Raw genomic sequence first — 11,046 nt, forward strand, 5'->3', positions numbered from 1 at the left:
CGCAAGTCCGTTCATCGATTTCCAGGGCATGCGTGACTGTCATACCCCCATGCAGACCCTTCGCTGTCATCCCCAAGGTGCGGGCCGTTAAGGTATCCAGCCATGCGCCGGAGACATTCCGGTGACAACACAATAAGTGGAGAGATGCCCATGCCCCATCACATGCGGCCCCTGGTTTTCTGGCCGACCTTTCTCATTCTGCTCACCGCCGTGATCGGCAGCCTGGTCGATCTGGACGCCTTTCTCGGCTTCACCAGTCAGCTCAACGACGCCATCCTGAAACGCTTCTCCTGGCTGTTCAGCCTGGGCAGCCTTTACCTGCTGGTACTCGCCATTGCGGTGTATGTCTCGCCGCTCGGACGCATCCGCATCGGTGGCAAGCATGCCGAACCGCTGCTGTCGAAAACCCGCTGGTTCTCCATCACGCTGTGCACCACCCTGGCGGTCGGCGTGCTGTTCTGGACCACCGCCGAGCCGCTCTACCACCTGATGGGGCCACCCGAATCGCTGGGCATGGAAGCCGGTTCTTCCGAGGCGGCGCTGTTCGCCATGTCGACCATGTTCCTGCATTGGACCTTCACGCCCTACGCCATCTACGCGGTCCCGGCGTTGATCTTCGCCCTGGCGTTCTACAACCGCCGGCAAAAGTTCTCCATCAGCAGTATGCTCGAGCCAGTCTTCGGCCCTCGCATCACCCGCTACTCGGGATTGATCGATGCCCTGGCGCTATATTCCCTGGTAGCCGGCATGGCCGCGACCCTCGGCACCGGCGCCATCACCCTGGCCGGCGGCCTCGGCCAGTACATCGAGGGCAACACCAATCCCCTGCGCCTCGGCCTGATCATCGCGGTAATCGTGGTCACCTTCGTGCTCTCGGCCGCCAGCGGCTTGAAGAAGGGCATCGCCCGCCTCTCGGCACTCAATGCCTGGCTGCTTCTGGTGCTCGGTCTATTCGTCTTCGTATTCGGCCCCACGGCGTTCATGCTGCAGATCGGCGTGGAGTCGTTCGGCGTCTACCTCGACAATTTCTTCACCCGCAGCCTGTTCACCGGCGCTGCCGGCGACGACCAATGGCCGCACTGGTGGTCGATCTTCTACTGGGCCATCTGGTTCGCCTGGGCGCCCGTGGCCTCGCTCTTCCTGGGACGGATCTCACGCGGCTACAGCGTACGCGACTTCCTGCGCATCAACCTGCTCTACCCGTCGTTGTTCGCCACCGTGTGGATCGTCATCTTCTCCGGCGCCACGCTCTACTTCCAGATGCGCACCGGGATCGACCTGCACAGCGTGCTCAACGACGAGGGCGTGGAGCACGTTCTCTACCGACTCTTCGGCGAGCTACCGCTGTCCGGTCTCTGGGTGCCGCTGCTGCTGTTCATCGCCTTCATTTCCTATGTCACAGCAGCGGACTCCAACACCGACGCCATCGGCAACCTCTGCACCCGTGGCCTGACCGCCGACTCCGACTTCAGCGCCGGCATTCCCATGAAGATCATCTGGGGCGTGGTGGTCGGCATCATCGCCTGGGTGATGACCAGCTTCGTCGGCATCGATGGCGTCAAGATGCTTTCCAACCTCGGCGGCCTGCCCGCCCTGGTGATCATCCTGCTCGCCAGCGGTTCCCTCTGGCACTGGTTACGCGACCCCAGCGCCCTCGAATGCCCCGACACTTCGATCAATCGCGAACCTCTCGACGCACAAGGCCAGCCGCAATGAACGTGAAGACCGAATTCCCGCATCGTATCCGCGAGATCGAGCACCTAGAAATCCCGCTCTCGGACGGCACCCGACTCGCTGCCCGCATCTGGCTGCCGGAAGGGGCCGAGGAGCATCCGGTACCCGCCATCCTCGAATACCTGCCGTACCGCAAACGCGACGGCACGGCGGTGCGCGATGAGCTGACGCATCCCTATTTCGCCGGCCACGGCTATGCGGCAGTGCGGGTCGACATGCGTGGTAACGGCGAATCCGAGGGGTTGATGGCCGATGAATACCTGCCCCAGGAGCAGGCCGACGGCCTCGAAGTGATCGACTGGCTGACCCGCCAGCCCTGGTGCAACGGCAAACTCGGCATGATGGGCATCTCCTGGGGTGGCTTCAATTCGCTGCAACTAGCAGCACTGAAGCCCGAGCCACTCAAGGCCATCATCACCTTGTGCTCCACCGACGACCGCTACACCGACGACATCCACTACAAGGGTGGCAACCTGCTGCACGAAAACCTGGGCTGGTCGGCCACCATGCTCAGCTTCTCGGCAGCACCACCTGACCCGGCCCTGGTCGGCGAAGTGTGGCGCGAACGCTGGAAGCAGCGTCTCGACAACATGCCGCTGCTGGTCGAGACCTGGATGAGCCACCAGACCCGCGACGCCTACTGGAAGCATGGCTCGGTCAACCAGAACTACGCCGACATAAAAGCCGCCGTCTATGCCGTCGGCGGCTGGGGAGACGGCTACAAGAACAGCGTGCCGCGCCTGCTGGAACACCTCCAGGGGCAGAAGAAGGGGCTGATCGGCCCCTGGATTCACAAGTACCCACACTTCGCCGTGCCCGACCCGGCAATCGGCTTCCTCCAGGAAGCGCTGCGTTGGTGGGACCACTGGCTGAAGGACATCGATACCGGCATCATGGACGAACCGGCCGGCACCTTCTATCTTCAGGATGCCTTGCCGCCCAAGTCCATGTACGCCGAGCGCCCGGGCGCCTGGGTGCGTACCGAGGGCTGGCCCTCGGCGGACGTCGAGCAGCGTCCGTATGCGCTGACCGATACTGGCCTGGTCGCCGGCGACGCGCCCCTATCAAAGGCCCGCACCGTCGACTCGCCGCTCACCGCCGGCAGTCATCAGGGCGAATACTGCGCCATCTGGTTCGGCCCCGACCTGCCGGGCGACCAACGCCAGGACGACGCCCTGGCGCTGTGCTTCGACAGCCAACCGCTCGAGGCGCCGCTCGACATTCTCGGCAAGCCACGACTGCGCCTGCGACTAGCCAGCGATCAGCCCTGTGGCCAACTCACCGTGCGCTTGAGCGACGTACGCCCCGATGGCCAGGTGGCCCGCATCACCTATGGCGTGCTCAACCTGTCGCTGCGCGATCATGACCATCTGGAGCCGCCGGTTCCCGGCGAGCCCATGGACGTGGATCTCGAACTCGACATGATCGGCTATCGCCTGCCCGCCGGGCACCGCCTGCGCGTGGCGATCGCTTCGGCCAACTTCCCGCTGCTGTGGCCGACTCCCAGGCGCGCCGCACTCACCCTGCAGCCTGGCCTGCAACGTCTCGAGCTGCCCACCTATCAGGGCAAGACTATCGCCAATCCCTTCGAGGCTCCGGAGAGCGCCCGTCCCGCCGATGTCGACACCCAGCGCAGCCCGGCGCCACGACGTACCATCCAGGAGGACGTGGCCAGCGGCGAAGTCACGGTGATCGTCGAGGACGACCTGGGCGCCATGACGCTGAACGACCACGGCTATCGGGTGGCGCAGTCCTGCCAGGAGCGCTACACCGCTCATCCGGAGGACCCGAGCCGGGCCCGTGCGGACATCACCTGGCACTACCGGGCCGGCCGCGACGAAGGTCCCGGTCGCTTCGATGTCAGCGTGGAAAGCCACTACCGTCTTACCTGCGACGAGACGACCTTCTTCATCGAGGCCGAACAGATCGCCCACGATGACGGCAAGGAAGTTCACCGCAAGCACTGGCGAACGGAAGTGCCGCGCAGAGCGATCTGACGATGCCTCCTGGCAGACATGATATCCTCGGCGCCACGACGAGTTGCCCATCGCCGAGGATGTCCATGAGCGGACGCGACGCCTTGCCCCCGCTGCAGTGCCTGAAGGCCTTCGAGGCCACCGCCAGGCATTGCAGCTTCACCCAGGCCGGCCGCGAGCTCAACCTGACCCAGAGCGCCGTCAGTCGCCAGATCAAACGCCTGGAGGAAGACCTGGGCCGTCCGCTTTTCGAGCGTGTTCCCGACGGCCTGCGCCCGACACCGGCCGCGGATCACTACTACCGGGTCGTCCGCCGCTTGCTGCGCGACCTGGCCGACGAAACAGCCCGTCTACGCCGACATGGCGACGACCACCAACTGACCCTGGCCACCAGCCCTACCATCGCCTCTATCTGGCTATCCCGGCACTTGCCCGAATTTCAGCGGCAGCATCCACACATCGAAATCCGACTGCTGACCATGGAGGATCCCTACCGGCTCGATCTCACCGAGTTCGACCTGGGGCTCTACTATCACCTCGAGGGGCAGGTAGATCCGCCCGGCTTGATGGCCGAGACGGTGTTTGACGAGGAAAATGTCATCGCCGTGTGCAGCCCTCACTATACCCGGCACCATGGCGAGGTCGGAACGCCCGAGGCGCTACTACGCCAGCACACCCTGCTGGTGCTCGAGGACCACTTCAACGACTGGTTGACCTGGCAGGATTGGTTCACGGCCCTGAAGCTGGCCTGGCATGAGCCGGCCCACTGCCTGCGTGCGAACAGTTATCAGGTCCTGATGAACGCCACCCTCGCCGGCCAGGGCATCATTCTGGGGTGGGAACAGCTGCTCGCCGACGAGCTGCGCCAGGGGCACCTGCTGCGAGCCCTGCCCCAGGCCTTGCCCAGCCACGGCAAGCTTTCTCTTCTTATACCCCAGCATCGCCACCTGACCCTAGCCAGTCGCACCTTCCAGCGTTGGCTAGCCTGCCTTTGAGGAAAAGCGTTCAAACCTCCCAAGGCGCGCATGACATTCCCCATTCGCTCATGTAAGCTCTAGCTCGTTCTTGGGGAGTAGCCTGCTTCCAGCGCTGGCCGCGCGGGAAGTCCTCGTGTCAACACACTCGGCAGGCATGCCGTGGCACGAGTGGCCGAAAGGTTGGCGAGACCAATGACGTCATGGCGCTGTTTCGACAGCGCTCACCGTCATGGCCTTTCAACCCCGGGAGCCCACCAGATGTCACTTTTCTCGACCTTCTTCCTCGCCTTCTCCATGTCCAGCGATGCCTTCGTGGCCTCGTTGAGCAAGGGCGCAGCCCTGGCCGAACGGCCCAGCATGCGCGATGCTCTGCGCACCGGCCTCATCTTCGGTATCGTCGAAACCCTGACACCCCTTCTCGGCTGGACGTTGGGCCTGTCGATGGCGCAATACGTCACCGCCTGGGACCACTGGATCGCCTTTGGGCTGCTTTCCCTGCTGGGCGCCCACATGATCCATGAGGGGATGCAAAACGAAAACGCCGAGGACAAGCCCCGGCGTTCGCCTTCATCGTTTCTGCGCCTGGTGGTGACGGCCCTGGCCACCAGCATCGATGCCCTCGTGATCGGCATCACTCTGGCCTTCATGGACGCCAACATATTCTGGACCTCACTTGCAATCGGCACCGCCACCCTGCTGATGACCACGCTCGGCGTCATGCTGGGCCGCGTGATCAACACGATGATCGGCAAGCGGGCGGAGATTCTTGGCGGCCTCGCCCTGTGTGGCATCGGGACCAGCATCCTGATCGATCACCTGGGGCTGCTGGCCTAGCAACGCCCTTGCTTGGCCAATCCCGGCGGACAAAACCCACCCCGGCCACGATCATGATCGTGGTAGCGATAATCGCGATGGCGTTTCCAGCGATCATGGTCGCGGTGACGGTAATCCCTGTCGCGCTTCCAGTCACGGTCGTGCCAGTCGCGATCATGATAGTACCTGTCATCATCGATCACGATGGCGGGCTCAGGGCTGATACGAGCAGGATGATAACTGCAGCCCACCAGCCCCATGACGATCAGGGTGCCGAGTAACGGGGACAACCAACGCATGGGGGAACCTCCCGATTGAATGATTGTCCTCATGCTAGCAGGCCATATGCAGCCTGCCCTGTGGCGGGATGGCGACACCCCATGGCAATGCGGTGTAAATCGCGGTCTTGCCGGTTGGCAGCGCTCCTCGGCCACCGTTGTGATGACGGCAGCAGCCGTAAGCCAAGCCGCCAGCCAGATATTCGGCACCCAGGATCATCAGGGCCATCCTCTCGCTTCGCCCGCGCTCCGGCAGCGTATCGAAGATCGGCATATTTGTTACAAATTGTAAATGACATTGAAGCCCAAACGGCAAGCGCCTCCCCCTCCTGCGTCAAGTAGGCCGACCATCTGGCACCATCTCGATCTATAACGTCAGGGCATAACCAGGTCTCATGGCCAACAGAGGTGCAGTGATGGGCCTTCGATCCCCCACCTTTTCTCATCAGTTAATTATTGTTTATTTTTATGCGGTTAGCTTAACAAATTCTCAATCAATGACTTTTTTTGAACAATCAATCAACAGCCTGCCGCCCCCTCTCATTCAACTTTAGAACTATAAAAAACAATATCTACTTATTTCTATTCGCAATATAAAAGCCATTAAAAAATCAGTGACTGCAAACCTTTTACCTTTGGCCTTGAAACAATTTACCCATTAATTCACAACAAAAAACACATTTCGTTAACATATGGATACAACTCTGCGTTGACGCCCCTCACCCCAAGCTATAGCTTCATTGACGAGAAAGGCCTACTTGGAGCGGGAGGTTCCGAGTGCCTAGGTGGAGAAAACAATCGATTCCAGATGCGAGAGCAATTTCTCACTCACTAAAATGAATGCGCTCGATACTGCATAGCATCAGAATTGACAATAAATCCGCCTCACACTAGCTTTCGTGCTGCCATGCCAGCTTTCCATTCTGTGTGCATGACAGTTGTGAAAGTAACAAGCAAAACTCCACTAAGCACTAACGTCAGGGGGATGAAGGATGGCTATTCTCGATCTAAATCTTGGGGGATCCGAGACGCGTACTATCTCAAACGAGGACGCGCAGGATGGCGATACCCTTAACATCACGGCATTGGGGTCGTCGGAACTAATCATTGATGGGGTGAGTGTTGGCATTCAGGACATTGCCAACATTGAGGCCGGTTCCACGCCCACTTTTACAGCCACCAATGGTGGCAGCCTGACGATGGACCAAGGGCTTCTGGACCTGAGCGCCCTCAATGACCTGTCCTTCGGTATTGATGGCAACAGCGACATCACGCTCGATGCTTCCTCAGTCAGCACACTGAGCGGGTTGAATGGGTACAATGTCAACTTTTCAGGCGCTGAAACCGGCTCTTTCACCTTCAACAAGCCCGATGTGGGGCTTCTCGACACCTACAATTTCAATGTTACTGGCATGGAGGCCGGCGACGAACTCAACCTTGGTGGTGAAAACTGGAGCTTGGATGAGGGTAGCATCCTAAATCCTCAAGACGCTTACCGAGATGGCGCCCTGCACCTGACCCAAGGCAATGCTGCGGTGGGTACCCAGGTAAACGCCAGCATCGAAATGACGCAGGCCGAGTATGAAGAGTTCGCGGCCAACCAGGACACTTACCTCTCCGGTGGCACCTATACACATAACTGCTTCGCGGCAGGCACCATGATCGCCACTCCCGACGGCGAAGTCGCTGTGGAGACCCTGTCGATCGGTGATCTGGTGCTGACCGATAACGGCGAAGCGGTGCCAGTGAAATGGATCGGTCGCCAGTCCGTTCACCGCCTCTTCTCAGCTGGCCATGCCCCTGTGCGGATCAAGGAAGGCGCTCTGGCACACGGCCAACCCAACCAGGATCTCATCCTCACCGCCAACCACGGCGTCATCATCGATGGCCTGGTGATCAACGCCGGCGCGCTGGTCAACCACGACACCATCGACTACCTCCCTTGGAGTGAGATGCCCGAGGCGATCACCTACTACCACATCGAGACGGACACTCATGAGGTGGTCATCGCCAACGGCACCGAAGCCGAAACCTACATCGACTATGTCGATCGTCAGGCTTTCGACAATTACGCCGAGTACGTGGCGCTCTACGGTATCGAGACCCGCGTGGTCGAGATGCCCCGCCATCGCATCTCGTCTCGCCGCTTGCTGCCCATGGCCGTACGCGAGCGCCTGGGCATTCAGGACGTGACTCAGGCCGCCAAGACCGCCTGAACCACCTGAAAAAGGCGTAACCCTCAACACCGACCAGGCATGGATGCCTGGTCGGTGTTTTTTTATCTGCCCGCGGGCCACGCGCGAAAGCCTGGGTGATACGACCTTGCACACAACAAACAAAAACGGCCACCGACTGCTCAAGCCGGTGGCCGTTTTGGTGACGGTGGCAGGCACATGCACTCTCATGGCCACCCACTGGACTAGTGCGGGATCATCATGCCCTAGGCGTTCACCTGGGCAATAGCGTCACTGCCCAAAGTGGTAGCGCACCCCCAGCGAGGGAATGTTGCTGCCGCCCCCATCATCACCGAAGGTGCCGTAAGCGGTTGACCGGTGGTGAAGGCGGCCATAGAGCGACCATGGCCCCCAGCTATCGGGCTGCACTTCCAGCTCGAAGATCATCGACGCCATCCAGTTCTCGCCCGAATCATCCAGCCGTGAGGTTTCCGACGTGTAGGAGACCCCGACACCGAGATAGGCCGTAGTATCGAGTACATCGTCCCAGGGGAAGGGTTCCCAACTGATCGATGGTGTCAGGAACGTCTCGAAATAGTGCTCGTCGCCGAAGATGTAGGACACATTGGCCTCGGCATATAGCTTGGAATACCCCCAGAAGTCCACCAGTTCCTTCTGCAGGCCGGTGCTGACGATGTAGTAGTCTCGGAAGTCCCAGACGAAGGGATTGAAGGCCTCGCCACTCTTGACCGTTTCATGCACCGCCTGCCCGGCATGGCCCCCCAGCGCCCATCCTTGTCCCCAGGGGGTGACGCTTACTTCATCCGCCCATGCCGTGCCCGAGGCACCAACGCCCAGAGCCAGCACCAATCCCGTGCCGACGGCACGAAAAGGCGATGACGTGCGGGAGCCAGAAAGTTGTTCGATCTTGTACATAAACACGAATCCTTGTCGAGTAATGAAAGTCATGTCGCGATGATGATTACCGTTGCCAGGCATCCTTGCCCTCGACACGATGCCAGGACGCCTTCACACCCCGAGCGGCAGCCCGCTCATCCTCACGGCGACGCATTCGTTGCAGCACACGATACTGCAGCCGATTCAGGCTTTCGAAGCCCAGTCCCGGCAAGGGAATAAAGGGATTGGTACGACTCATGCCCCACAGTGCCAAACGCGATGTCCCCGGCTGCGCATGGCCTCGGGCATGCACCCCGAACGTATTGGCGATCAGCAAAGTATTGCCCGGCACCTGGAAGCTCTGCGGTGGCTTATCGCCCAACCGCGCCGCCGCTTCCGGCTCGACACGGAACGAGCCTCGCGCGGTATAGCGGTCGGCATGCTCTCGCGCTTCCTGGCTCATGCGGTATTCCCAGGAAAGACGCTCGCGACTCAAGCGATTCGACCCGGGCACAAAGACGAAGGGCCCATTGAGATCCGACACGTCCTCCAGATAGAGCCAGAACTTCATGGTTGGCTGGAAGGTATCGACATGCAGGTTGGTCTGCGGGTCCGGTGGCGCCTCACTGACGCCGTTCATCACCTGCTCTGCGTGACAGATCGGCATGCGCAGATGACCGGCACAGAAGCGCATCAAGCGGCGAAAGGCCGGATCCTGCATCAAGGCGCGTGTTCGCGGCATGGCCTCGAGCACTTCCGGGGCGAGCAGCATGCGGCGGGTCCGGGCATCCCCCTGGATACACTGGCGCACTTCGCCCCGCCCTTGCCGCACTTCCTCGACCAGGGCGTGATACTCGTCTTCCGGCAAGTAATTCCGTTTGAGCACGAACCCCTGCTCGATGAACTGCCGACGATCCTCCCGTGGCACCCGCCATCCCAGCATCGCCATGCGCAGGCGCATCACCCCATGGGCCAGCGCGACACGGCCGACATGCAGCCCCCACCGGTTCAGCCGACGGCTACCGATCAGCGGATTGGCCACGAACGACTTGGTGCCGGTAAACAGCTCCACCATCCACCATGGCATTCGAGTGATTCGCTTGAACATAGGTTTATTCCTTAAACCACTGAACCGAGATGTTGCCAAAACACCGCAGTATGCCCTGTGTCTCCCCGCTCCCGGGCGACCCGGGCCGCGTTTTCTGCCATGCGGCGAGCCACCTTCGGCTGATCGACAAGGTATTCTAGTGCGTCATACCACGCTTGGGGCGTATCGTCGACCAGCAAACCAGTGACACCATGCTCGACGATGTCGGTGTAAGGCGGGCGTCGACTGTAGACCCCGACCCCGCCCATCGCGCTGATATCCAGAAACTTGATGAAGGACTTGCCTCGATTGAAGTCGGTATCAAGCAGTGGTGCAAGGCCGATGTGAATACGGTGCCGTTGCTGGTAGTCACGAAAACCCTTCCAGGACATGGCACTAGGTGAACTGAGTCGCTCAAGCCCCTGCAACTCGGCGGGGGTATGGCAACCCAGCATGATCTCCAGCGACACGCGAGACGACGTATCATGCAACCGCTTCAGGGCCGGTGCAATATGCTGCAAATCTTCCAGGTGCGCGCGTGTTCCATGAAACCCTACTCGGCAGTCCGGACCGTCGAAATGTGCAAAATCCGGCAACGGGGCGATCAAGGGAGGCGTCAATACTCTGACATCAGCGTGGTCGCCCGTGAATCTTGCTGCGAGACAATCGCTAGATGTCACCACCACATTCGCGAGGGCCAGCAAACGAGGTTGCATGGCAGCGACACGAGCCATACGACGCCGATAGGCAACCGGCAAACGGCTGTCCTCCGACGCAGCGGGGATATCATCATCGATCAAGTAGACGATATGCCCGAAGATCTCCCGGTGGCGCTCCAGCCAATGCAATACCCTGTCCGGTAGCGTACGACACAACACCAGATTCGCTCCCGGCTGACGCGACAGTATCCAGCGCGCCAGTCGCCAGCGCCATCCACGCACGTCCAACCGCCCTACATCGTGACCCTCTGAACGCATGACAGGCGCTGCCGATTCCAGGAAGTAGATGTCCTCGGTCGGCCTGGCGCCACCGCTCAAGAGCAGCCAACGTTCACGACTCATCGGCGGCCCCGTCTTCCACCACTCCCCTCTTCTCTGCCCACTCTCACCT

At 60.7% G+C, this 11,046-nt stretch carries 10 protein-coding genes and 1 riboswitch; of the genes, 5 read left to right on the forward strand and 5 right to left on the reverse strand.

The features are described 5' to 3' along the window. Positions 1-150 precede the first annotated feature (150 nt). From A9O65_RS17470 to mntP, 4 genes are all read left to right on the forward strand, one after another. Positions 151-1,716, forward strand: coding sequence for a BCCT family transporter (locus A9O65_RS17470; RefSeq protein ID WP_064701637.1), 1,566 nt, complete (start codon positions 151-153; stop codon positions 1,714-1,716). Continuing rightward, positions 1,713-3,731, forward strand: a complete 2,019-nt coding sequence (locus A9O65_RS06215; RefSeq protein WP_064701638.1) for a CocE/NonD family hydrolase — start codon at positions 1,713-1,715, stop codon at positions 3,729-3,731. The genes A9O65_RS17470 and A9O65_RS06215 overlap by 4 nt, the downstream gene beginning before the upstream one ends. 65 nt (positions 3,732-3,796) lie before the next feature. Next, positions 3,797-4,705 (forward strand): LysR substrate-binding domain-containing protein, encoded by a 909-nt coding sequence (locus tag A9O65_RS06220; RefSeq protein WP_064698292.1) that lies wholly within the window; start codon positions 3,797-3,799, stop codon positions 4,703-4,705. A gap of 60 nt (positions 4,706-4,765) precedes the next feature. After that, positions 4,766-4,940: riboswitch (yybP-ykoY riboswitch) on the forward strand. Between the two features lie 5 nt (positions 4,941-4,945). Next, the gene (mntP, locus tag A9O65_RS06225) at positions 4,946-5,521 is read left to right on the forward strand and encodes a manganese efflux pump MntP (RefSeq protein WP_064701639.1); all 576 of its coding nucleotides are present in this window, start codon (positions 4,946-4,948) and stop codon (positions 5,519-5,521) included. Here mntP and A9O65_RS17165 read toward each other — a convergent pair. Further along, complete coding sequence (locus A9O65_RS17165; protein WP_064698290.1) at positions 5,518-5,799, reverse strand: hypothetical protein; 282 nt, start codon at positions 5,797-5,799, stop codon at positions 5,518-5,520. The two genes, mntP and A9O65_RS17165, sit on opposite strands and share 4 nt — an antisense overlap. A gap of 34 nt (positions 5,800-5,833) precedes the next feature. Next, the gene (locus tag A9O65_RS06235) at positions 5,834-6,052 is read right to left on the reverse strand and encodes a hypothetical protein (protein WP_064698289.1); all 219 of its coding nucleotides are present in this window, start codon (positions 6,050-6,052) and stop codon (positions 5,834-5,836) included. Between the two features lie 718 nt (positions 6,053-6,770). Between A9O65_RS06235 and A9O65_RS06240 the strand changes: the two genes are divergently transcribed. Next, positions 6,771-7,994, forward strand: a complete 1,224-nt coding sequence (locus tag A9O65_RS06240; RefSeq protein ID WP_074749340.1) for a Hint domain-containing protein — start codon at positions 6,771-6,773, stop codon at positions 7,992-7,994. A 249-nt stretch (positions 7,995-8,243) separates the two neighbouring features. Here the strand turns inward: A9O65_RS06240 and A9O65_RS06245 are convergent, their stop codons facing one another. The 3 genes from A9O65_RS06245 to A9O65_RS06255 are packed head-to-tail and all read right to left on the reverse strand — an operon-like array spanning position 8,244 to position 10,973. Continuing rightward, positions 8,244-8,888, reverse strand: a complete 645-nt coding sequence (locus A9O65_RS06245; RefSeq protein ID WP_064701642.1) for a hypothetical protein — start codon at positions 8,886-8,888, stop codon at positions 8,244-8,246. Positions 8,889-8,934: 46 nt separating this feature from the next. Further along, positions 8,935-9,957: a phytanoyl-CoA dioxygenase family protein gene (locus A9O65_RS06250; RefSeq protein WP_064701643.1), complete on the reverse strand. Its 1,023-nt coding sequence runs from the start codon at positions 9,955-9,957 to the stop codon at positions 8,935-8,937. Between the two features lie 11 nt (positions 9,958-9,968). Next, complete coding sequence (locus A9O65_RS06255) at positions 9,969-10,973, reverse strand: glycosyltransferase family protein (RefSeq protein WP_258027404.1); 1,005 nt, start codon at positions 10,971-10,973, stop codon at positions 9,969-9,971. Positions 10,974-11,046: the final 73 nt, after the last annotated feature.

It is taken from the genome of Halomonas caseinilytica, assembly GCF_001662305.1.
Lineage (GTDB): Bacteria > Pseudomonadota > Gammaproteobacteria > Pseudomonadales > Halomonadaceae > Halomonas > Halomonas caseinilytica.